Consider the following 22,257-nt stretch of genomic DNA (forward strand, 5'->3'; position numbering starts at 1 on the left):
CTCATCGCACCCCCATCTGGGTCAGCCGTTCGGCGAGCTCGTAGAGCGCGCCGAGGTCCACGCCCTCGGGGAGCATCGGCAGGGGGAGCTGGGGAAGCTCCAGCCCCGCCAAGACGGCGGCCTGCTCTTGCTGGCGCGCTTGGGTCACGGCGTGGTCGATCGTCTCGGTGATCAAGCCCGCGAAGTCCTCGTCCGCGAGGTCGAGTCCGATCGCGGCGAAGCCTTTGCGCAGCGAGCCCGCGTCCACCGTGCCCCGCGCCGCCGCGTCGAGCTGGTCCTGGGTCAAGTATTGCTGGGGCGAGCGGTTCACGAGCGTCGCGCCGAGGTCGACGCCGAGCTTCTTGATCACGCCGACCGCCTCGACCGTCTCCTGGACCGGCAGCGCCTCCAGGATGGTCGCGAGGTGCACCACGGTGTCCGCCGAGCGCAGCACTGCCGCGACGTTCTCGGCGTGGCGGTAGACCGGGCCGCCCTTCGCGATCTCTTTCAGCGCCGCTGCGGCTCCGAGGAAGCTGTTGACCCTGCCGGTCGGCGGGGCGTCGACGACGATGGCGTCGTAGCAGGCCGTGCCGGATTTCGGCGGCTTGCCCAGCGCGCTGCGCTTGACGGCGTTCTGGGTCCGGGTGACGATCTCGTAGATCTTGCCGGTCAGCACGACGTCGTCCAGGCCGGGGGCGACGGTGGTGATGAAGTCGACCGCGCCGACCGCGCGCATCGCCTTGGCCGCGAAGCCGAGGTTGTAGAACATCTCGAAGTATTCGAGGATCGCCGACTCCACGTCGATCGCCAGCGCCCAGACTTCGCCGCCGTTCGCCGCGCTCGCGACTTTGGTCTCCGCGTACGGCAGCGGCGGCACGTCGAAGAGATGGGCGATCGACTGCCTGCCTTCCACTTCGACGAGCAGGACCCGCCGTCCGGCGGATGCGAGGGCGAGGGCGAGGGCGGCGGAGAGCGTGCTCTTGCCGACTCCGCCTTTGCCCGAGACGAAATGCAATTTGGCGCGGGCGGCTCGGCTCGGCCAGAGTTGTGGGACAGGTTCTGACACGGCCACCGCCTCAGTGCGCTGTGAGGTCCGCATCTGACCACAATAAGCGAAAGGGCTACAGTGTCTTCCGTGTCCCCTCAACAAGACGCAAACCCCGCCTGGGAGTACGTCACCGTGCCGCTGATCACACACGCGACCAAACAGATTTTGGACCAGTGGGGATCGGACGGCTGGGAATTGGTGACGGTCCTGCCCGGCCCCACGGGGGAGAGCCACATCGCCTACCTGAAGAGGAAGAAATGAGCAATTGGTCCGCCCGGCTCGCCGAGCTCGGGATCACGCTGCCCCCTGTCGCCAAGCCTGCGGGGGCGTATGTGCCCGCGCTGCGCGTGGGGGATCTGGTCCACACCTCCGGACAGTTGCCCTATGTGGACGGCAAGCTGCCCCGGACCGGGATCGTCGGTGTCGGCCCTGACCTCGTGGACCCGGAACAGGCGAAGGCTTTGGCGCAATTCAGCGCGCTCAACGCGCTGGCGGCCGTGCACGATCTCGTCGGGATCGACAATGTCGTGCGCGTGGTCAAAGTGACCGGTTTCGTGGCCTCGGCCCCGGACTTCGGCGGGCAGCCCGGCGTCATCAACGGGGCTTCCGAGCTCTTCGGGCAGGTCTTCGGCGAAGCAGGGGCGCACGCCCGCTCCGCGGTGGGGGTTGCGGCGTTGCCGCTGAACGCACCCGTCGAGGTGGAGCTGACCGTCCTGGTGCAGCCGGCCTCCTGAAGTCCTCGGGGCAGTCGTCATGGCTGAGCAGGAAGCATTGGCTCATCCCGCGTACGGGGCGGTGCGCCCGGTGACCGAGCAGGCCTCGGTCCTGTTGGCGCGCAACCCTTCGGCGATGACCTTGGAGGGTACCAACACATGGGTGCTCCGGGCTCCAGGGTCGCAGGAGTGCGTGGTGGTCGACCCCGGCCCTGCGGAAGCCGCCCATGTCGAGGGGATCCTCGCCCTCGGCGAGATCGCCGCTGTGCTGTTGACGCATCATCATTTCGACCATGTCCGGGCGCTGCCCGCGCTCCGGCGGCGGCTCGCAGCCTCCGGCCGCAGCACTGTTGCGCTCGCGATGAATCCAAGCATGGCTGCCAAATCCCAGTCGCCTGCGTTCCGGCTGGGGATGCCCCGGTTCGGCTCCTCTCTCCGGATCGGCGCGCTCGGCGACGGCCAGACGCTGGAGTTCGCCGGACTGCGGGTGACCGCCGTCGCGACTCCCGGCCACACGTCGGATTCGACTTCGTTCTTGCTGCACGGGCGGGACGGCGGGGTGGAGGCCGTGCTCACCGGGGACACGATCCTCGGTCGAGGCTCCACGATCCTCGACCGGCGCAGCGGCGACCTCGGCGACTATCTGCGATCGATGCGAACGCTGATGTCGGTGGGAGAGGGGATAACCGGCCTGCCCGGCCACGGCCCGGAGCTGTCCGACGTCGCCGCCGCGGCGGCGACGGGTCTGCGGCATCGCGAAGAACGCCTTGACCAGGTGCGCGCCGCCCTCGCCAAACTCGGCTCGAAGGCGAGCGCGTGGCAGGTGACCCGTGAGGTGTACCAAGACGTGGACGCGAAACTGCTGCCCGCAGCGCTCAGCTCGACACGGGTGCAGTTGAGGTACCTGCGGAGCTGACCCCCGCCCAATCGATGTCCGGGCGGACGGGCGGCACGGCGGCGGGATGACGAGCGAGCCTCGCGCTCGCAGGGGAGCAGGGCGCGGCGCGTCGCGTGAGAGGCCCGCCGCCGAGGCGGGCCGACTTCAGCGGGCGCGGCGGGCCAGACGCTCGGAGTCGCTGATCAACACCGACTTGCCCTCCAGCTTCAGCCAGCCCCGGTGGGCGAAGTCGGCCAGCGCTTTGTTCACGGTCTCGCGGGAAGCGCCGACCAGCTGGGCGATCTCCTCTTGGGTGAGGTCGTGGGTGACTCGGAGCGCTTCGCCCTCTTGCGTGCCGAACCGCTGCGCGAGCTGCAGCAGCGCCTTGGCGACCCGGCCGGGCACATCGGTGAAGATGAGGTCGGCCAGCGTGTTGTTGGTCCGGCGGAGCCGACGGGCCACCACGCGCAGCAGCTGCTCCGCGATCTCCGGGCGCTGGGTGATCCAGCTGCGCAGCGCTTCGCGGTCCAGGGTCACGGCGCGGACGTCGGTCACCGCAGTGGCCTTCGAGGTGCGCGGGCCAGGGTCGAACACGGAGAGCTCGCCGAACATGTCGGAGGGGCCCATGATGGTGATCAGGTTCTCCCTGCCGTCGCCCTTCTGCCTGCCGATCTTGACCTTGCCTGCGACGATGATGTACAGGTTGTCGCCCGGTTCCCCCTCGTGGAAGATCACATGTCCGCGGGGGAACTCGGCCGGCACGAGCTCTTTGGTCAGCGCGGCGACCGCTGCGGGGTCGACACCCTGAAAAATACCTGCTCGGGCGAGGACCTCATCCATCTGCGCGCCTTCCTTCACAATCTATATAAATTCGAGAATCCCGCCCTTAGGCTGTGTGGGCAGGATGAGGTGAGGGCGGTAACCCTTCGCAAGTGTTCTACCATATCAGTTGCCTCAAGTGAAGCAACTCCTCGCAGAACGAGGTGAAGTTCGAAGCTCGTGTCTAAGAGCGCGCGAGCGGACCCGCGCTCTGCTCAGGCTTCGGAAACGGCGCTCGCGGCCTTGACCTTCTCCCGGCGCACGTCGAAGATGTCCAGGGCTTCGGGCAGGCCCGCCTCGACGAGCGCGCCGATCTCCTCCGAGTTCGCGTTCAGCAGAAATTCTTCGACTTGGTCTTCGCGCGGGTTGGACGGGTTGGATTTGCCCAGACGCGCTTCGAGCCGTTGCATCGCGAGGGCGAAGAGCATCAACATGACGGGCGCTAACACCACCAGGAGGCCTTGCATGCCGGTAGTCAACTAGACGCAGGTCTCAACGCGGCAACGAATCTCTCCTACGCTCGGTCTCGGATTGTTCGAGGGGGTTGTGCTCTAGGCTGGGTGGAATGCCCGCCGCCTCCCCAACGAAGACTCGAGCCCCGCTCGGCCTGGTCCGGCGCGCCCGACGCATGTCGCGCGAGCTCGCCGTGCTTTTCCCCGACGCGCATTGCGAGCTCGATTTCAAGTCTCCGCTGGAGCTTCTGGTCGCCACCGTGCTGTCCGCGCAGACCACCGACGTGCGGGTCAACATGGTCACCCCTGCGTTGTTCGCGCGATACCGGACGGCGAAGGACTACGCCGAGGCCAAGCAGGCCGATGTGGAGGAGCTGATCCGGACTATCGGGCTGTTCCGGGCCAAGGCCGCGAACCTGATCGGCATCGGCGCGGCGCTCTGCGACCGCTTCGGCGGCGAGGTGCCTGGCACGTTGCGCGAGTTGGTCACGCTGCCGGGGGTGGGCCGCAAGACCGCGAACGTGGTCTTGGGGAACGCGTTCGGCGTTCCAGGGCTGACGGTGGACACGCATTTCGGCAGGCTCGTCGGCCGGTGGAAATGGACCGAGGAGACCGACCCGGTGAAAATCGAATTCGCGGTCGGCGCGTTGATCGAGCGCAAAGACTGGACGGCGCTCTCGCACCGGGTGATCTGGTTCGGGCGGAGCGTCTGCCATTCCCAGCGCCCCGCCTGCGGCGCGTGCCCGCTCGCCCGTGATTGCCCGAGCTACGGGATCGGGCCGACCGAGCGCGTCCTCGCGGAACGGTTGGTCAAAACCTCGTACTCGAAGTCGTTTCTGCAAGGAGCCATGTGATGACCGGCCCGCTCGTCTCCTCCCAGGATCTGCCGGCGTGGCTGCGCCCGCTCGCCGAACGCGTCCCCGAGCTCAACAAAGAGCTGCGCAACCGCCGGTGGGTGGCCCAGCTCAAGAAGATGCGCGCAGTGCGCCAAGCGGCGGTGCTGGTCTTGATCGCGGGGTCTGCCGAGGAGGACGCGACGGTCCTGCTGACCCGCCGCGCGTCGCGGATGCGGGCGCACGCGGGCCAGGTGGCGTTCCCCGGCGGGGCGATCGATCCGACGGACGAGGGCCCTTTGGCCGCGGCGCTGCGCGAGGCGGAAGAGGAGACCGGGGTCGACCTCGACGGGGTGCGCCCGTTCGCCGTGCTCGACCCGCTGTTCGTGCCGCCGTCCGGTTTCGACGTGACGCCGGTGCTGGCGTTCTGGGAGCGCCCTTCGCCGGTCCGTCCGGTGAACCCGGAGGAGACGGACCTGGTGCGGGCGGTCCGGGTCGGCGAGCTGACCGACCCGAGGAACCGGATCATGGGCAAGCGAGGTCCGATCTTCAAGGGCCCCGCGTTCGACCTCGAGGACATGTTCGTGTGGGGCTTCACCGGAGGGCTGCTCTCCGCGGTCCTGGCCGGAGCGGGCTGGGAGCGGCCATGGGATCGCCGACGGGTGGTCGACGTGTCGGCTATCTTGCAGCGAGAGCCTGACGGGCCAGGAACGCCAGAACCTGTTCCGTGACGGCCGAGGGGTTCTCCTGATGCGCGTAGTGCCCCGCCTCCGGGATGGTCGCGGAATCCGCGACGCGCAGCCAGCGCAGGCTGTTCTGCATGGGACGTTGCAGCACGTAGGGGTCATGGCCGCCGCGTAAAAGGAGGCCGGGGATCGGCAGCGGGCAGCGCATCTGCCGCAAGAACCGCCGCCCGTCGGGGCGGAATTGGCTGCGGAACGCCCAACGCTGGTATTCGAGCGCGAGATGCGCGCATTTGGGGATCTGCACCGCCATGCGAACGAGGCGTTCGGTCTCGGCGAAGTCGGCGGTGCGCCGCCAGCTCGGCCCTGAGCGCTCCCGCAGCAGCCGCGCCGCGCCCTCGCCGTCGTCTTGGCGCAGTGCGCGCTCGGGGAGGCGGGGGATTTGATGGCCAAGCAGCGAGGGGAGCGCGGCCGCGATCTGTTCGAGGTCGGTGAGCATGGCGCGCCGGACTTCGACCGGGTGCGGCGCGGAGACGACGGCGATCCCGCGCACTTGCTCGGGATGCATCGCGGCGGTGGCCCAGCTGATCAACCCGCCCTCGGCGTGCCCGACGAGCACGGCGGAGCGGTGCCCGAGCGAGCGGATAAGGCCGGCGACGTCCGACGCGAGCGTCGTCGCGTCGTACCCTCGGGGCGGCTTGTCGCTGTCCCCGTACCCGCGCAGGTCGAGCGCGACCGGGCGCAGGCCCGCTTGCGCGAGCGGCGCGAGCTGATGGCGCCACGCCCACCAGAACTCCGCGAACCCGTGCAGCAGGAGCACCAGCTCGCGCCCGTGGTCGGCTGCGGACGCGACGGGCTCGACGGTGTGGAACCGCAAGCCGTTGGCGTGCACGTCTTGGTGCGTCCACGGGCCGGGCAGGCGGACGGCCGACGGGTCAGGCGCAGAGGCCGCCTGGGCGGGGCGCATGGGCGGGCCCTAGACCGTGGTGGCCTCGGCGGCTTCGTCCTGCGGCCGCTGCGGGATGAGGGTCTTCAGGTCCTTCACCGACTTGATGGTCCGGCGGGGCGGGGAAATCCTGCGGACGACGAGATAGCCCGCCACGCCGATGCCGACGGCGACGGCGACCATGAGCAGGAAGACGATGCCGAACGCGGCCCAGCCCGGCAGCCACTCCATGAGCAGCTGGCCGAGGAAGAAGAAGAAAAAGAAGCTGCTGTACAGCAGGATGACCAGCGCGGTGATGATGAACGCGGCGGAGACGGCCGCTTTCTTGCCGTCCTGGATCAGTTCCGATTTCGCGAGGGCGATTTCGGACCGGACCAGGGTGGAGACGTGAACAGTCGCCTCGCGCACCAAGTCGCCGACGCTGGCTTCCGAACCAGCGCCGCCGTTCGCGGCGGTGAGGTCGGTCAGGGGGATGGAGGGGCCGGTTTCGCGGGAGCTCACGTCGTTCCTTTCTTCGCGGAACCCTTATCTTGCCATCCGCTGCCTTCATTCGTGAAACGAGAGGCGGGTCTCATGCTTGGACGATGTTCTTGATGGTCTCGAAGACGCCGGGGTCCACGAGCGTGGAGACGTCGCCGAGGGAGCGGTGTTCGGCCAAATCGCGCAGGAGCCGTCTCATGATCTTCCCGCTCCGGGTCTTGGGCAGCTCGGGGACGACGTAGATGTTCCTCGGTTTGGCGATGGGCGAGATCTCTGTGGCGACCTGGCCCTTGAGCTCGGCGATCAGCTCCTCGCCAACGGGCGGGGCTTCGTGCTGCAGGATCACGAAGGCCACGACCGCTTGGCCGGTCGTCTCGTCGGCGGCTCCGATGACCGCGGCTTCGGCGACGTGGCCGTGGCCGACGAGCGCCGACTCCACCTCGGCGGTGGAGATCCGGTGCCCGGAGACGTTCATGACGTCGTCCACCCGGCCCAGCACCCACAGCGCGCCGTCCTCGTCCAACCGGGCTCCGTCGCCCGCGAAGTACCAGCGGTGCTGCTTGTACTGGGACCAGTACGTCTCCTGGAACCGCTCCGGATCCCCCCAGATGCCGCGGAGCATCGCGGGCCAGGGCTGGTCGAGCACCAAGTAGCCGTTGGAGCCGGGCGCGATGGGCTCGCCCCGCTCGTCGACGACCTTCGCGCTGATCCCTGGCAGGGGAGCCATCGCGGAGCCCGGCTTGGTCGCGGTGACCCCCGGCAGCGGCGAGATCATGATCGCGCCGGTCTCGGTCTGCCACCAGGTGTCCACGATCGGAGCCTTCCCGCCGCCGAGGTGCTCGCGGTACCAGCGCCACGCCTCGGGGTTGATCGGCTCGCCGACGCTGCCGAGCAGGCGCAGCGAGCTGAGGTCGTGCGCCTTGGGGATCTCCGGCCCCCATTTCATGAAGGTGCGGATGAGCGTCGGCGCGGTGTAGTAGATCGTGACGCCCAGCTCCTCGATCACTTCGAAGTGCCGATGCTCGTTCGGGTAGTTCGGGGTGCCCTCGTACAGCACCTGCGTGGCCGCGTTCGCGAGCGGCCCGTAGACGATGTAGCTGTGTCCGGTCACCCAGCCGATGTCCGCGGTGCACCAGTAGACGTCCGTCTCTGGCTTGTGGTCGAAGACGTGGTGGTGCGTGTATGCGGTCTGGACGAGGTAGCCGCCGGAGGCGTGCAGAATGCCCTTCGGCTTGCCGGTGGTGCCGGAGGTGTAGAGCAAGAACAAGGGGTGCTCCGAGTCGAACGCCTCCGCCTCGTGCGCCGTCGGCTGCTGCGGCACCGTCTGGTCCCACCAGAGGTCTCGACGGTGCCACGCGACCTCGGCTCCGGTGCGCCGCACGACGAGCACGTGCTCCACGGGGTTCGCGCCTTTGCCCTCGGCCTGGTCCGCGTCCAGCGCCGCGAGCGCCTCGTCCACCGCCGCCTTCAGCGGCGCGGGAGCGCCGCGCCGGTACTGGCCGTCGGCGGTGACGACAAGCTTGGCCCGCGAGTCCTCGATCCTCGCTTTGAGGGCGGCGGCGGAGAACCCGGCGAAGACGACCGTATGGGTGACGCCGAGGCGCGCGCAGGCGAGGATCGCCGCGATGGCCTCTGGGATCATCGGCAGGTAGATCGCGGCCCGGTCCCCGGCTTTGAGGCCGAGGGAGGCGAAAAGGTTCGCCGCCTGGCTCGTCAGCGCGGTGAGCTCGGCGTAGGTGACATCGCGGCGCTCGCCGGTCTCGCCGACCCAGTGCAGCGCGACTTTGCCGCCGAGCCCTGCCGCGACGTGCCGGTCGAGGCAGTTCGCCGCGACGTTGAGCTTGCCGCCGACGAACCATTTCGCGAACGGGGCCTCGGACCAGTCGAGGACTTGCTCGAAGGGGACCGACCAGTCGAGCCGCGCGGCCTGCTCGGCCCAGAACGAGAGCCGGTCTTCGTCGGCCTGCTCGTACAGCTCTGGTCCTGCGGTGGCGTTCGCGGCGAACTCCGGGCTGGGGGCGTACACGTCGAAGTCTTGCTGCGTCACGACTTTGAGACTAGACCAGGGATGTGACGTGGGCTATGCCGGAGGTGGCGAATCCCAGGTTCGGTTTCGAGTGGCGGTCGGAGCCGTTGTCCGTTAGCGTTATCACACTTGGGACGGCGCGCGGCGCGGTTGGGATTTGGATGAGGAGAATGTCGGGTTGAGCGGAGCGAAGAGGCTCGCGGCGCTGGCGGCGGCGTTCGCGGCGCTTGCGGGGCTGACGGGCGGCTGCGCGCAGCGCGGGGCGGCGACGCCGGATTCTTTCATCACTTCCCTCGGCGTGGAGCCGCAGAACCCGCTCATCCCGTCGAACACGAACGAGATCGGCGGCGGCTGGGTGGTGGACCGGCTGTTCGCCGGGCTGGTTGCCCTCGACGCTGACGGCAACGCCCACAACGAGGTGGCGGAGTCGGTCGAAACCACCGACCGGCGGCATTACCGCATCGTGCTCAAACCTGGGTGGACTTTCTCCAACGGCGATCCGGTGACCGCGCAGAGCTTCGCCGACGCCTGGAACTACGGGGCGCTCTCCACGAACGCGCAATTGCAGAACATCGCCTACGAGCCGATCGAGGGCTACGAGGAGCTCGCGGCCAATCCGCCGACCGCGACCAGCATGCGGGGTTTGCGGGTGATCGACGACCGCACGCTCGAAGTCGACCTGGTGCGGCCCACGATCGACTTCCAGGTGATGCTCGCCTGGGCGCCGTTCTATCCGCTGCCGAAATCCGCTTTCCGGGACATCGCGGCGTTCGGGGAGCATCCGATTGGCAACGGGCCGTATCAATTCGCGGGCCCCGGCGCATGGCAGCACAACGTGAAGCTCGACCTGGTCCCGAACCCGTCCTACCGCGGCGTGCGCCCGCCGAAGAACAAGGGGCTCTCCCTCGTCTACTACAGCAACCCGACCGCGGGGTACGCGGACCTTGTCGCGAACAACTTGGACTTCGACTACCTCCTGCCCAACGACGTCCTCGGCGTCTACGAGCGGGATCTGGGCGGCCGGACGATCCAGCGGCCGACGGCGTACTCCGAGAAGCTCGCCATTCCGGAGTACCTGCCGCATTTCTCCGGGGAGGAGGGCAAACTGCGCCGCCGCGCGATCGCCAAGGCCGTCGACCGGGCACAGATCGCGAAGGTCATCTTCCGGGGCACCGTGCAGCCGTCGACCGATTTCACCGCCTCGGTGCTGCCGGGGCACAGCGCCGCCATCCCCGGAGTCGACGGCATCGCCTTCGACCCGGTCGGGGCAAGGGCGCTTTGGGCGCAGGCGGACGCGATCTCGAAATACGACGGGATGTTCACCATCGGGTACAACGCCGACGGGGGCCATCAGCGCTGGGTGGAGGCGATGGCGAATTATCTGCGCAAGAACCTCGGCATCCGCGCCGAGGGCAAGGCCTACCCGACGTTCAAAGATTTCCGCTCCGCGATTGTCGACAAAACGATCGGCGGAGCGTTCCGCAATGGCTGGCAGGGGGATTATCCGACGATGCTGCAGTACTTGGAGCCGAACTTCCTGAGCGGTTCGGAGACCAACGACGTCAAGTACGCGAGCCCCCGGTTCGACGAGCTTTTGCGCCAAGCCGAGGCGGCGGCGACCCTCGAAGAATCGCAGATCCTTGCGAACCGGGCGCAGGAGCTGCTGTTCGAAGACCTCCCGTCGTTGCCGCTGTGGGACCAAGTCACCATCGCCGGGTATTCGACCAGGATCGTCCATCCGCAGTCCACGTGGAACGCCACGCCCGACTTCGAGAACATGGTGAAGAGGTGACGGCGTGCTTCGCGTGATCGCGCAACGGCTTTTGCAGCTCGTCCCCGTCTTCTTCGGCGCGACCCTGCTGCTGTACGCGCTCGTGTTCCTGATGCCGGGGGACCCGATCGCCGCGCTCGGCGGGGGCAAGCAGCTGCCGCAGCCGGTCATCGACCAGCTGCGGGCCCGCTACCACCTCGACCGGCCGTTCTTGGTGCAGTACCTGTACTACCTCAAGGGCATTTTCACCTTCGACCTCGGCACCTCTTTCTCCGGTCGGCCGGTGGCGGAGGTGATCGCGGAGAAGTTCCCGGTGACGATCCGGCTCACGGTGATCGCCGCGCTGGTCGAGCTGGTCGGCGGCGTGGCGCTCGGCGTGGTCTCCGGGCTGCGCAAGGGGGGATGGCTGGACTCCACGATCCTGGCGGCGAGCCTCGTGGTCATCGCTGTGCCGATCTTCGTCCTCGGCCTGGTCGCGCAGTTCGTGCTCGGCGTGCAGTGGGGGCTGGTCCCGGTCACGGTCGGCCCGAACGCGAGCTGGGGGAGGCTGCTGCTGCCGGGGACGGTCCTCGGCCTCGTCTCGTTGGCCTATGTGGTGCGCCTGACCCGCAATGCGGTCGCGGAGACCGTGGGAGCCGATTACGTGCGCACGGCGACGGCGAAGGGCCTGCGCCCGAGCCGGCTCGTCGTCGTCCACGTGTTGCGCAACTCGCTCATCCCCGTGGTGACGTTCGTCGGAGCGGACATCGGGGCGCTCATGGGCGGGGCCACGGTGACCGAGGGGATTTTCAACATCGACGGGGTCGGCAACACGCTCTTCCAGTCCGTCGTGCGAGGCGAGTCCAGCACCGTGGTCTCGCTGGTGACGGTGCTCATCGTGGTGTATCTGTTCGCGAACCTCGCGGTCGACCTGCTGTACGCCCTCCTCGACCCCCGGATCCGGAGGAGCGCATGACCCACTACGTCGCGCCGGAGGATCCGAGCGCCGCAGAGGAAACGGGGCAGGCCGAGCAACGTCCGGTCGGCTTCTTCGCCGAGGCGTGGTCGGGGCTGCGGCGCAGCGCGAAGTTCTGGATCGCGCTCGCGGCGCTCGTCCTCGTCTTCCTCGTCGCGCTCGCCCCCGGCCTGTTCACCGGCTCCGACCCGAGGGATTGCGATTTGGGACAGAGCCAAGCCCCGCCGGGACCGGGGCATCCTTTCGGGTTCGACCTGCAGGGCTGCGACGTGTTCTCGCGGACGGTGCACGGCGCGGGGGCTTCGGTCGCGGTCGGAGTCGGCACCGCGATCGGGGTGTTCCTGATCGGCAGCGTCGCCGGCGTGATCGCGGGCTACGCGGGCGGGCTGGTGGACTCGCTGATCTCCAGGGCGATCGAAATCTTCGCGGGCATCCCGCTGATTTTGGCGGCTGTGGTGCTGCTCAAGCTGATGCCCGAGCGCAATGTCTGGACGGTCGTGGTGATTCTGACCGCTTTCGGCTGGCCGCAGATCGCCCGGATCGCCCGAGGGGCCACAGTCGAGATCCGCTCCCGAGACTTCGTCACCGCCGCACGGGCGCTGGGGGTGACGCATCCCCGGACCGTGCTGCGCCATATCGTCCCGAACGTGCTGGCCCCGGTGATCGTGACCACGACGATCACGCTGGGCGTTTTCATCGTCGCCGAAGCCACCCTGTCCTACCTCGGGATCGGCCTGCCGCCCTCGGTGGTCTCCTGGGGCGGGGACATCAACACCAGCCAAGGCCGCCTGCTCGAAGGCTCTCCGGTCATGTTCTACCCGGCGGCGGCCCTCGGCGTGACCGTGCTCGCGTTCATCCTGCTCGGCGACGCGCTGCGGGACGCGCTCGACCCGAAGGCGAGGCGGCGATGAGCGAGCCCTTGCTGCAGGTGTCGGGCCTCTCCGTCGCGTACGGCAGCACGCAGGTGACCCACGGCGTCGACCTCTCGGTGCGGGCGGGGGAGACGCTCGCGATCGTCGGCGAGTCCGGCTCGGGGAAGTCGACCACCGCGACGGCTGCGCTCGGCCTTCTGCCCAAAGGCGGGAGCGTCCTCGGCGGCAGCATCGTGTTCGAGGGCCGCGAACTCCTTGGGCTCTCCGATCGGGAGCTGCGCTCGGTGCGGGGCCGGGGCATCGGCTATATCCCGCAGGACCCGATGTCCAACCTGAACCCGGCCTGGCCGGTCGGCTTCCAGATCGCCGAGACGATGCGCGCGCACGGCTTCGCGAGGGGCAAAGCGGCTCGCGAGCGGGTGGTGGAGCTGCTCGACGAGGTCGGGGTCCCCGACCCCGCCCGCCGCGCCAAGCAGTACCAGCACGAGCTCTCCGGGGGCATGCGCCAGCGCGTGCTGATCGCCATGGCGCTCTCCTGCGAGCCCAAGCTCATCGTGGCGGACGAGCCGACTTCGGCGCTGGACGTGACCGTCGCGAGGCGGATCCTCGACCTGATCGCCGAGCTGCAGGAGAAGCTCGGAGCCGCCGTGCTGCTCATCACCCACGACCTGGGCCTCGCCGCCGAGCGGGCGAGCGGGATCGTGGTCATGCGCAAGGGCCGTGTGGTGGAGTCGGGCCCGTCCTCGGCGGTGCTCGCCGAGCCGGGGCACAGCTACACCAGGGCGCTGCTGGCAGCCGCTCCAGGGCTCAGCGCGAACCGGCTGGTCCAGGCCGTTTCTGCCGGCGCTCCCGATTCGCGAGCGCTCGCGACCTCGGCCCCGGACGCGGAGCCGGTGCTGTTGGACGCGAAAGACCTGCGCAAGGTGTACCAGCTCCCCGGACGGCTGCCGTGGCAGAAGACCCCGTTCACCGCGGTCGACGGGGTGAGCTTCGTCGTGCGCCGGGCGCAGACCCTCGCAGTGGTGGGCGAGTCCGGCTCCGGGAAGTCCACCCTGGGCCGGATGGCGCTCGGGCTTGAGGCTCCGACCGGGGGAGAGGTCCGGTTCGACGGCGGGGACGTCCTCGTGCGCGACCGGGCCGAACAACTCGCGCTGCGCAGGCGGATGCAAGTGGTCTTCCAGGACCCCTACGGCTCGCTCGATCCGATGCACACGGTCGGAGCGGCGGTGGCGGAGCCGTTGACCACCCACAGGGTCGGCGACAAGCGGACCCGACAGCGGCTCGTGGCCGAGGCGTTCGACGCGGTGCGCCTGCCGAGGTCGATGCTCCGCCGATTCCCCAACGAGCTCTCCGGCGGACAGCGCCAGCGCGTCGCCATCGCGCGGGCGATGGTGCTCCAGCCCGAGCTTGTGGTCTGCGACGAGGCGGTCTCGGCGCTCGACGTGCTGGTGCAGGCGCAGATCCTCGAGCTCTTGCAGAGCCTGCAAGCCGAACGCGGGCTCTCGTACCTGTTCATCACCCACGATCTCGCGGTGGTCCGTCAGATCGCCGACGAGGCGTTGGTGATGCGCCAAGGCAAGGCTGTGGAGCGGGCTTCGGTGGCGGAAATTTTCGCCAACCCGCGCGAGGAGTACACCCAGCGCCTGTTGGCCGCGATCCCTGGCCGTACTCTCATCTCTTGATGCTGTCCAAAAACACAACGGCCACAGGCGACCCCTCGAAGGCGTGCTCGCGCTGCCGGACGTGGCGGAAACGGCCTCGGCGGCGCAAAACGCCCTCGCGGATCTGACCCGCAAACATTTGCGCGGCTGGGAGAAGGCGGCGACCGAGACATCCCGTCGGGCGGCGCGCTGCTCGGCCTTGCTCGAAGGGGCTTCCCTGCGCGAGCGGGAGGAGGACGATCCCGATCCGCTCCTCGCGGGCGCGGTCCGGGTCGCCGAAGAACTCGGACGGTTGCGCGAGACGTGGCGGCGCGCGCCGCTGCAGGTGCTCGCGCGGCTGCACACGCTCGCCGCCGCGGATCTCGACATCCCCGCCGAGCGGCTGGGCAGGCCTCGGGCCGACGCGGCGCTCGGCGCGCGGCTCTCGGCCCTCGCAGAACTCGTCTCGGGCGGGACCAAGGCCCCGGCCCCGGTGCTGGCCGCGATCGCGCACGGCGAGATCCTGGCGTTGCGCCCGTTCGGCACGGCGGACGGGCTCGTCGCCAGGGCGGCGAGCAGGCTGACGCTCGCCGCGACCGCGTCCGACCCTCGGGACCTCGCTTTGCCGGAGTCCTATTGGCTGCGCTCGGGCCGCGCGTACCGGCAGCGTCTAGAAGGCTATGCGGCGGCGGCCGAGGACGGTGTGCGCGCGTGGATCCTCTACGCTTTGCAAGCGTTGGTCGCACCTGCGGAGCAGTAGCGCCGAGCAGGGGACGAAGCATCTGACATCCCGTCGACAGCGCGGTCGGCCCGGACTATGAGGAGACTGCCGTGTCTGTCGTTCGAAAACTTGCCCTCGCGGGCGTGCTCTGTGTTGCGGCGGGCCTGCCCGCCCCGGCCTCCGCTGATCCAGACCCCGCGACCTGCCAGGCGATCAAGCCGGTGATCGACGAGATCGTGGCCGCCGCGGTCGCCACGGGGAAGGGCATCGACCCAGGCCCCAGCCCGAGCTTCCCGCCGGGCTACGACCCGGCGCAAGAGATACTCGGCCATTACCGCAAGGCGGGGGAGGCCGCCCGCGCCGCAGCGGACAAGACGCCCGACCCGCATGTCGCGGAGCTGCTCCGGAGGATGTCCGACGCGTTCGGCGAGTTCGGCACGGACGAGACCCCCGGCGGCATCGTGAAAAAGCCCTCGGAGGACGAGAAAAAAGACGCGGAGGACAGGGAGAAAGACGGGGACGAGTTCGCGGCCCTCGGCAAGGAGTGCGGGTACGTGCCCGATCGGAAGCAACTGGGCGGCTAGCCCCGCTCGGGGCTGATCCGGCGCGGGACGGGGGATGACCTCGACAGTCCTGCCCCATCCCTCGGAGCTTCGGCCGCATCGCCTCCGGAAGGAACGCTCGCGCGGGATCCCGGCGGAACCGGCCAAAACGGTTGCATGGGCGATGCCCGCCAACGCGGCGAGGAACATGTCGAGGCGCGCCTGGCGCATGATCTGGGCGAGTGCGGGGTCGGCTCCGAGAGAGCGCGGCGCGCCGGTCCGCCCCTGTATGTCCTTGTGTTCCTCGAAGTCGCGCCGCTCGCCGATGTCCGCGACCCTCTTCCCATTTGAATTAGGTTAGGCTATCTTACTAAGAATAGGTTAGGCTAACTTATAAAACAGAGTTCGGGGGCTCGGCACGGAAGGAGCGGCCCATGGGCTTGCGCGTTGTCCCGGAAGGGCTAGAAGCCGTCGCGGCCACGATTGAGGCGGTGACCGCGCAGCTGCTCGCCGCTCAGGCGCAGGCGGGCTCCGTCGTCTCGGCGATCGTCCCGCCCGCTGCGGACCCGGTCTCCGTCGAGGCCGCCGTGGGCCTGGCCGCGCACGGCGCGCAGCAGCGGGCCGTCGAGGCGGACGGCTCGCAGGAGCTCGGGCGCTCCGGCCTCGGGGTCGAGCAGGCGGCGGCGAGCTACCGCGAGGGCGACGCCCTCGCCGTCGCCCGGTACGTGGCCGAGATCGGTTGACCGTGTCGGCCCCGATCTGGTTCGCGTTCCCGCCAGAGACGCATTCCTCGCTGTTGTCGGCGGGCCCCGGCCCCGGCTCGCTCTTGGCGGCGGCGGGGCAGATGCAGACGCTCGCCGAGCAGTACGTCGACGCGCAGGCGCAACTGTCCGAGCAGCTGGGCCTGGTCAGGTCCGGCCTGTGGGAGGGGGAGGCCGCAGATCGGTTCGTGGCCGCCTACCAGCCGTTCCTCGCCTGGCTCGGGGAAGCGGCGGCGACGGCGGTCGCAGCCTCGGCGCGGTATGAGGACGTCGCGGCGGGGTACGCGGCGGCCCTGGCGGCCATGCCGACCCTCGGCGAGCTCGCGGCGAACCACGCCGCGCACGCGCTGCTGGAGTCGACGAACTTTCTGGGGATCAACACGGTCCCGATCGCGTTGAACGAGGCGGACTACGTCCGGATGTGGATCCAGGCCGGGGAGACGATGACGGCGTACCAGTCGGTCGTGGAGCAGAACCTCGCGACGATGCCGTCCACCCCGCCCGCGCCGAGCGTCCTCGCCGCCGAGGGCGGCGGCGCGGGCGAATCGCCGGAAGGCGGGTCGACCGACCCGGTGAAGTGGCTCAACAAACAGCTGCAGGAGTTCGTCAAGAAAATCGGCGACCTCGCCGACTCGATCCTTCCGGCCCCCCTCGCGAACGTTGTGGGACAAATCGTCAACTCGATGTCGTCCTTCTTGGGCGGCCAGGTGTTCAACATCGTTTCGCACGCGGTGCTGGACCCGGTCATCTACGGGGCTCCGTTCGCGCCGCTGCTGAGCCCTGCCGCGCTGCTCGGGGCTCCGGGGGCGGCGGGCTTGGCCGGGCTGGCCGGGGTCTTGCCGCAAGGCGAGGCTCCGGCGGCATCGGAGGAGGGCGCAGGGGAAGACGCGGCCCCGAAGCGGCCGGCCGCCCCGCTTCCGGCGGCAGGCGTCGCGGCTGCCCCCGCGCCGACGGCGCAGGCTCCCGCCTCTTCGCCCGCGTCCGCTGCCTCCCCGGCTTCCGTCGCGACCCCGGCCCATGTCGCGCAACCCGCGCACGCTCCGATCCAGGGCGGCCCGAGCGGGGGCGAGGGCTTCCCGCCCGTCGCGGCGGCTTCGGCGTGGGCTCAGGCTCGGGGCTCCAGCGGAGCCTCAAGCGCGGCGCGCAGATCGGCGGGCGCGCCGAATGACGCGATCCTCGCGCAGGACAAGGACGGGCGCACGGCCAGCAGTCGCCGCCGCGCCCGCCAATACCGGATGCGGTTCCTCGAGGACGACGAATGGATGAGCCTGTCCGAGAGGGCTGAGCCGGAGCCGGTCGTCACGGCGGGCGAACAGGGCGCGGGACAGATCGGCGCGTCCGGAGCCGCCGCTCCCGTCTCCGCCTCGGGCATGGTCCGGCTCGACCGGGGCTCCTTCGGCGATGCCCCGACCGCCGCGATGCTGCCGCAAACCTGGAACGGGTAGGGCGCAGCCCTGCGGCCTGCGGGGAAGGGTGGGGACGGTTGAACTGGACGCCGCGACGGGGCCTGCCCGGAGTCTCTCGTCCGGGCGATGCTCTGCCAGGAGCCGACCTTCTGCCCGCCATGGACGACGCGGCGCGATCCTCGGGCGGCGAGGAGCTGGCGGGACGGACGCGACACCTTATTGAGAATCATTTTCAATAAGGTGTTACACTCGTCGGCATGACAACAGCCCAAGTCACCGACAACGACGCCCGCATCCCGGTCACGGTTCTCTCCGGTTTCCTCGGGGCGGGCAAGACCACGCTGCTCAACCACGTCCTCTCGAACCGGGAGGGGCGAAGGGTCGCGGTCATCGTGAACGATATGAGCGAGGTGAACATCGACGCCGCGCTCGTCGCGGGCCAGGGGAGCCTGGATCGGACCGAGGAGAAGCTGGTCGAGCTCACCAACGGCTGCATCTGCTGCACGTTGCGCGAGGATCTGATCGAATCGGTCGGCAAGCTCGCCCGCGAGGGTCGGTTCGACCAGCTGCTGATCGAGTCGACCGGGATCTCGGAGCCGATGCCGGTCGCGGCCACGTTCGACTGGGAGTTCGAGGACGGTTTCTCGCTCAGCCAGATCGCCAAGCTCGACACGATGGTCACCGTGGTCGACGCGGCGACGTTTTTGGAGGAGGTCGGGCGCGGCGAAGCCCTCGCGGACCGCGACCTGGAGGCGGGCGAGGGGGACGGGCGCAATATCGCTGATCTTCTGGTGGACCAGGTGGAGTTCGCCGACGTCATCCTCTTGAACAAGACCGACCTGGTGAGCGGCCAGGTGGCGGACGCGCTCGAAGCGCTGCTGCGCCGGATGAACCCGACCGCGAAGATCATTCGCACCGTGCGGGGCGAGGTGCCGATCGGCGAAGTGCTCGACACCGGGCGCTACAACCCGGAGGCCGCGGCGCTCTCCGAGGGCTGGGAGGACGAGCTGGCGGGCGGGCACACCCCGGAGACCGAGGAATACGGCATCCGCAGCTGCGTGTTCCGGGCGGACCGGCCGTTCCACCCGCTCCGGCTGCAGGCGGCTCTGCGCGATCTGCGCGGCGTCTTGCGGTCGAAGGGGTTCTGCTGGATCGCGAGCAGGCCGAACATCGCGGCGGTGTGGTCGCAGGCCGGCCCGAACCTTGTGATCGAGCCCGCGCAGTACTGGGCGGAGACGGTGCTCGAACCGCACCAGGAGCTGGTCTTCATCGGGGTCAAGCTCGACGTGCCGAACGTGCGGGCGCTGCTCGGGGCGGCGCTGGTCACCGACGAGGAGTTCGCGGCTGGCCCGGAGGCGTGGCTGCGCTACGAGGACCCGTTCCCCGAGTGGTACGACTCCACGACGCACCAGCACGCGCACTGACCGTCCGCGCGTGCCCCGGTCCTCTACCGTCGCGCCCGCCGCGAGCTGGCGCCCGTCCCGGCGAGGACGACGGCTCCGACCACGAGCGCCACGCCCAGCCACTGCTGGGCTCCGAGGGTCTCGTCCTTGAACAGGAAGCCGAGGACGAACGCGGTAGTCGGCGTGAGCAGCGTCAGGATGGCCGCCGAGGTCGCTCCGATCGTGGGGACCGAGCGGAACATGGCCGCGAATCCCAGCAATTTGCTCACAAAGCCGATGATGGCGAAGCCGAGGACGTTGCGCCAGGTGATGTGCGCGGGGAAGCCTTCGAGGAAGAACGTCATCGGCAGGAGGGTCAGGCCCGCCAGGAGCAGCTGCCAGCCGTTGTGCCGGATCGCGGACACCGGGGGCGACCAGCGTTTGGTGAGGACGAGCCCGAGCGCGGCGGTCATGGCGGAGAAGAGCAGCAAGGCCGAGGCGAGGAGGTCGATCCGCGCGTGGCCTTTGAACACGACCAACCCCACCCCGGCGATGCCGGCGGCGACGGCGCAGAGCTGCGCTCTGGTCGGGCGGACTCCGAGGATCGGGAGGGAGAGGAGCATCGCGAAGAGCGGTTGCGTGGCGATGAGCAGCGTCGCGATCCCGCCGGGCATGTGTTGCATGCCGTAGTAGAAGAGCGGTGTGGAGATGGCGAAGTTGCACCACGAGAGGATCAGGTAGCGCCACCACCACGCGCCGCTCGGCAAGGACCGGGTCGCGGCGGTCATGACCAGCCCGACCGGGAGCGTGGAGCAGAGCGCGGTCAGGATGAAGCGGCCGGGGACGGTGAGCTCGGTGACCACCAGCGGATTGACGCCCCACTGGATCGGCCCGAGCGCGGCGACGAGGATCGGGGGGAGGGCGAAGCGCTGTCTTCGCGAGCCCGGCCGTGTGGTTTCGGACGGAGCCGTGGCCGCCTCGTCGTCGGTGCGCGTGGTCATCGGAACCAGTATGGCGGTGCCTGATGACGGTGACGTGAACAGCGTTCCGGGCGCGAACTGGGCAGTCGGGCGGCCTGCTGCGCGCGCGGCAGGCTGGAACGATACGCCTTTTGCATTATTCTTATCACCAGGATGCGGAGAAAATTGGATTCGCCGCAGAGCATAGGCAGAGGACCTGGCGATGGTGGTTTCGGGAAATTGATGTTGCGAGGCTTAGCACTTCCAGCTCTTTCCCTCACCGCCCCGAGGGCGGGCGCGCGGCTCGCGCGTCTGGTCGCCCGGTCGGGTCCGCAGCCGGGCGAGCGGGCTGAGTTCCGCCCCGATATCCAAGGCCTGCGCGCCCTGGCGGTCTGCCTGGTCGTGCTCTACCACGTGTGGCTCGGCAGGGTTTCCGGCGGCGTCGACGTGTTTTTCGTGCTCACCGGCTTCTTCATCACCGCCAGCCTGTTGAAGGCCGCGGGCGGCAAAGGCGTTGACCTGCGCCGGTTCTGGGCGCGAATCATCAAGCGGCTCTTCCCCGCCGCCTTGCTGGTGCTTGGCGCGGTCGTCGTCGCTGGCGTCCTTGTGCTCCCGGAGAGCCGGTGGCAGCAGACCATCGCGGAAGTCATGGCTTCGGCGGTGTACCTGGAGAACTGGCGCCTGGCGGCTGACTCCGCCGATTACTTCGCGCAGCACAACGAGGCGAGCGTGGTGCAGCATTTCTGGTCGCTGTCGATCCAGGGCCAGCTCTACTTCGTGTGGCCGTTGCTGATCATCGCGGTGGCGTTGGCCGCCAGGCGGCTGCGGATCTCGCCCAACGCTCCCGCGTTCTTCCTGCTGGTCGTCGCGTTCGTCTGCTCTTTGATCTGGTCGGTGCGGTTGACCGCCGCCGACCAGCGCGTCGCCTATTTCAACTCGTTCACGCGCGTGTGGGAGTTCGCGCTCGGCGGCTTGCTGGTGTTCGTCGTGTCCGCCCCGGCGCTCCCTCGGCGGGCCAAGGTCGTCGTCGGCTGGGGGGCGGTGGCCGCCTTGGTGCTGTGCGGCCTGCTGCTGAGGGTTTCGAGCCAGTTCCCCGGCTATGTGGCGTTGTGGCCGACGCTTTGCGCGGCGGCGATCGTCGTGGCAGGGCGGAGCGGCAGCGCCTACGGCGTCGACCGGGTGCTCGGCTCGCGCCCGCTGCGGTACGTGGGAGACATCAGCTACCCCCTGTACCTCTGGCACTGGCCGGTGCTGGTGTTCTCGCTCATCCTGTGGGACCGGCAGAACCCCGGCTTTTTGGGCGGCACGGCCATCATCGGGGCGTCGGCGCTGTTGGCGGTGCTGACGCATCGTTTCGTGGAGCAGCCCGCGCGGGACTCCGAGGTCGGGCTCTGGGCCAGGTGGGGGGTCTACCGGTTCGGCACGGCCGCGCTGGTGGCGGTGCTCGTCGCCGCGCAGGGCTGGCAGTGGATCGGGGCGCACAAAGCCGCGGCGCTCGCCGCCGCCGCGCGCAACGGGGGGCATCCGGGCGCGCTGGCGCTTGAGGCGACCTCCGAGGACGATTCCGAGCCGGACGTCCCAGTCCCGTCGCTGATGGACCTGCCGAAGGACTACGCGAGTTCGGACAAGTTCGACTGCGCCAAGCCCGTCCTGCACCCGGACCTCGACGTGTGCGTGCTGCGCGACTCGGAGCACGAACATCCGCAGCTGCGGGTCGCGTTGGTGGGGGACTCGCACGTCACGCAGTTCACCCCCGCCGTCGAGGCGATCGTGCGCGAGCGCAACTGGGAGCTGATCGACATCAGCAAGGGGGCCTGCCCGTTCTCCACCGGGTCGGAGACGGTCGCGGGCGACGAGCGCTGCGTGCGGCACAACGCCGACGCGCTCGACGAGGTGCTCGAGATGAAGCCCGACCTTGTGCTGACCAATGGCACGCGGGACGCGCGGGTCGGGCTCACCGAGCAGACCCCCCAAGGGTTCGTGGACGTCTGGCGGCGGCTGAACGACAACGGCGTCCGGGTGCTCGCGATACGGGACAACCCCCGGTTCTCCTTCGCCCCGGCCAGGTGCGTGGAGAGCCACGGCCGAGGCGCGGCGATGTGCGACACCCCCCGCGCGGACGTGCTCAAATCCGAGGCCCCGTACCTCGCGATGCCCGACGTGCCGCCGAACGTCTCGTTCCTGGATCTGAGCGACTACATCTGCGCCCGCGAGATCTGCCCGCCGATCGTCGGCAATGTGTACGTCTACATGGACGACAACCATTTGAGCGGGACGTATGTGAGCACGATGCGGCCGATCATCGAGTCGATGATCGACGGGGCCCTCGCCGAAGAGCACTGACGAAGAGCGTTGAAAGGCCGGGCCGACGCGTCGGCCCGGAAGCCATCGG

The 22,257-nt window shown here is 69.3% G+C and carries 22 protein-coding genes and 1 pseudogene; 15 read left to right on the forward strand and 8 right to left on the reverse strand.

The features are described from left to right. Window position 1 precedes the first annotated feature (1 nt). A complete protein-coding gene (bagA, locus tag HMPREF9336_RS13960) occupies window positions 2-1,078 on the reverse strand; it encodes an ATPase BagA (protein ID WP_021030726.1) in 1,077 nt (358 codons plus the stop codon). Between the two features lie 27 nt (window positions 1,079-1,105). Between bagA and sp36 the strand changes: the two genes are divergently transcribed. From sp36 to HMPREF9336_RS13970, 3 genes are read left to right on the forward strand one after another with little or no spacing between them, the layout of a single operon-like run. Beyond that, window positions 1,106-1,288, forward strand: a complete 183-nt coding sequence (gene sp36 / locus HMPREF9336_RS18545) for a Sp36 family protein (RefSeq protein WP_007468102.1) — start codon at window positions 1,106-1,108, stop codon at window positions 1,286-1,288. After that, window positions 1,285-1,761, forward strand: coding sequence for a RidA family protein (locus HMPREF9336_RS13965; RefSeq protein ID WP_007468104.1), 477 nt, complete (start codon window positions 1,285-1,287; stop codon window positions 1,759-1,761). Before sp36 ends, HMPREF9336_RS13965 begins: the two co-directional genes overlap by 4 nt. Window positions 1,762-1,780: 19 nt before the next feature. After that, entirely contained in the window at window positions 1,781-2,656 is an 876-nt protein-coding gene (locus HMPREF9336_RS13970) for an MBL fold metallo-hydrolase (protein WP_007468106.1), read from the forward strand. 126 nt (window positions 2,657-2,782) lie between these two features. Here HMPREF9336_RS13970 and HMPREF9336_RS13975 read toward each other — a convergent pair whose 3' ends face one another. Both HMPREF9336_RS13975 and HMPREF9336_RS13980 read right to left on the reverse strand, forming a co-directional pair. Beyond that, a complete protein-coding gene (locus HMPREF9336_RS13975) occupies window positions 2,783-3,457 on the reverse strand; it encodes a Crp/Fnr family transcriptional regulator (protein WP_007468107.1) in 675 nt (224 codons plus the stop codon). 194 nt (window positions 3,458-3,651) lie between these two features. Beyond that, the gene (locus HMPREF9336_RS13980; protein ID WP_007468109.1) at window positions 3,652-3,903 is read right to left on the reverse strand and encodes a hypothetical protein; all 252 of its coding nucleotides are present in this window, start codon (window positions 3,901-3,903) and stop codon (window positions 3,652-3,654) included. Between the two features lie 98 nt (window positions 3,904-4,001). On the opposite strand from HMPREF9336_RS13980, the gene nth reads away from it, so the two are divergent. Then, window positions 4,002-4,742, forward strand: a complete 741-nt coding sequence (gene nth / locus HMPREF9336_RS13985) for an endonuclease III (RefSeq protein ID WP_021030727.1) — start codon at window positions 4,002-4,004, stop codon at window positions 4,740-4,742. Then, on the forward strand, window positions 4,742-5,452 hold the full coding sequence (locus tag HMPREF9336_RS13990) for an NUDIX hydrolase (RefSeq protein WP_021030728.1): 711 nt from the start codon (window positions 4,742-4,744) through the stop codon (window positions 5,450-5,452). The genes nth and HMPREF9336_RS13990 overlap by 1 nt, the downstream gene beginning before the upstream one ends. On the opposite strand, the gene HMPREF9336_RS13995 is transcribed toward HMPREF9336_RS13990, so the two are convergent. The 3 genes from HMPREF9336_RS13995 to acs form a co-directional block, all read right to left on the reverse strand. Beyond that, a complete protein-coding gene (locus HMPREF9336_RS13995; RefSeq protein WP_007468114.1) occupies window positions 5,400-6,371 on the reverse strand; it encodes an alpha/beta fold hydrolase in 972 nt (323 codons plus the stop codon). The two genes, HMPREF9336_RS13990 and HMPREF9336_RS13995, sit on opposite strands and share 53 nt — an antisense overlap. Before the next feature lie 9 nt (window positions 6,372-6,380). After that, on the reverse strand, window positions 6,381-6,851 hold the full coding sequence (locus HMPREF9336_RS14000; protein WP_007468116.1) for a phage holin family protein: 471 nt from the start codon (window positions 6,849-6,851) through the stop codon (window positions 6,381-6,383). A gap of 70 nt (window positions 6,852-6,921) precedes the next feature. Next, on the reverse strand, window positions 6,922-8,877 hold the full coding sequence (acs, locus tag HMPREF9336_RS14005) for an acetate--CoA ligase (protein ID WP_021030729.1): 1,956 nt from the start codon (window positions 8,875-8,877) through the stop codon (window positions 6,922-6,924). A 157-nt stretch (window positions 8,878-9,034) separates the two neighbouring features. On the opposite strand from acs, the gene HMPREF9336_RS14010 reads away from it, so the two are divergent. From HMPREF9336_RS14010 to HMPREF9336_RS14035, 6 genes are all read left to right on the forward strand, one after another. Beyond that, a complete protein-coding gene (locus tag HMPREF9336_RS14010) occupies window positions 9,035-10,648 on the forward strand; it encodes a peptide ABC transporter substrate-binding protein (RefSeq protein ID WP_007468122.1) in 1,614 nt (537 codons plus the stop codon). Window positions 10,649-10,652: 4 nt separating this feature from the next. Next, complete coding sequence (locus HMPREF9336_RS14015) at window positions 10,653-11,582, forward strand: ABC transporter permease (protein ID WP_007468124.1); 930 nt, start codon at window positions 10,653-10,655, stop codon at window positions 11,580-11,582. Then, window positions 11,579-12,493, forward strand: coding sequence for an ABC transporter permease (locus HMPREF9336_RS14020; protein ID WP_007468126.1), 915 nt, complete (start codon window positions 11,579-11,581; stop codon window positions 12,491-12,493). Before HMPREF9336_RS14015 ends, HMPREF9336_RS14020 begins: the two co-directional genes overlap by 4 nt. Continuing rightward, complete coding sequence (locus HMPREF9336_RS14025; protein ID WP_007468129.1) at window positions 12,490-14,136, forward strand: ABC transporter ATP-binding protein; 1,647 nt, start codon at window positions 12,490-12,492, stop codon at window positions 14,134-14,136. Before HMPREF9336_RS14020 ends, HMPREF9336_RS14025 begins: the two co-directional genes overlap by 4 nt. A gap of 43 nt (window positions 14,137-14,179) precedes the next feature. Then, complete coding sequence (locus HMPREF9336_RS14030; RefSeq protein WP_007468131.1) at window positions 14,180-14,854, forward strand: Fic family protein; 675 nt, start codon at window positions 14,180-14,182, stop codon at window positions 14,852-14,854. 71 nt (window positions 14,855-14,925) lie between these two features. Then, window positions 14,926-15,399, forward strand: coding sequence for a hypothetical protein (locus HMPREF9336_RS14035; RefSeq protein WP_007468134.1), 474 nt, complete (start codon window positions 14,926-14,928; stop codon window positions 15,397-15,399). Window positions 15,400-15,507: 108 nt separating this feature from the next. Here HMPREF9336_RS14035 and HMPREF9336_RS19360 read toward each other — a convergent pair. Beyond that, a pseudogene (locus tag HMPREF9336_RS19360) lies at window positions 15,508-15,684 on the reverse strand (imine reductase family protein); the annotation flags it as partial. Window positions 15,685-15,791: 107 nt separating this feature from the next. Here HMPREF9336_RS19360 and HMPREF9336_RS14040 point away from each other — a divergent pair. The 3 genes from HMPREF9336_RS14040 to HMPREF9336_RS14050 all read left to right on the forward strand — a co-directional run bounded on the left by HMPREF9336_RS14040 (window position 15,792) and on the right by HMPREF9336_RS14050 (window position 18,948). Then, window positions 15,792-16,100 (forward strand): PE family protein, encoded by a 309-nt coding sequence (locus HMPREF9336_RS14040; protein WP_021030730.1) that lies wholly within the window; start codon window positions 15,792-15,794, stop codon window positions 16,098-16,100. Window positions 16,101-16,102: 2 nt separating this feature from the next. After that, window positions 16,103-17,563: a PPE family protein gene (locus tag HMPREF9336_RS14045; RefSeq protein WP_021030731.1), complete on the forward strand. Its 1,461-nt coding sequence runs from the start codon at window positions 16,103-16,105 to the stop codon at window positions 17,561-17,563. A 218-nt stretch (window positions 17,564-17,781) separates the two neighbouring features. Beyond that, window positions 17,782-18,948, forward strand: coding sequence for a GTP-binding protein (locus HMPREF9336_RS14050; protein ID WP_007468138.1), 1,167 nt, complete (start codon window positions 17,782-17,784; stop codon window positions 18,946-18,948). A 23-nt stretch (window positions 18,949-18,971) separates the two neighbouring features. On the opposite strand, the gene HMPREF9336_RS14055 is transcribed toward HMPREF9336_RS14050, so the two are convergent. Then, window positions 18,972-19,907 (reverse strand): DMT family transporter, encoded by a 936-nt coding sequence (locus HMPREF9336_RS14055; protein ID WP_007468139.1) that lies wholly within the window; start codon window positions 19,905-19,907, stop codon window positions 18,972-18,974. A 201-nt stretch (window positions 19,908-20,108) separates the two neighbouring features. On the opposite strand from HMPREF9336_RS14055, the gene HMPREF9336_RS14060 reads away from it, so the two are divergent. Beyond that, the gene (locus tag HMPREF9336_RS14060; protein ID WP_007468141.1) at window positions 20,109-22,208 is read left to right on the forward strand and encodes an acyltransferase family protein; all 2,100 of its coding nucleotides are present in this window, start codon (window positions 20,109-20,111) and stop codon (window positions 22,206-22,208) included. Window positions 22,209-22,257: the final 49 nt, after the last annotated feature.

Origin of the sequence: Segniliparus rugosus ATCC BAA-974 (assembly GCF_000185725.2) — a bacterium.
Taxonomy (GTDB): Bacteria; Actinomycetota; Actinomycetes; order Mycobacteriales; family Mycobacteriaceae; genus Segniliparus; species Segniliparus rugosus.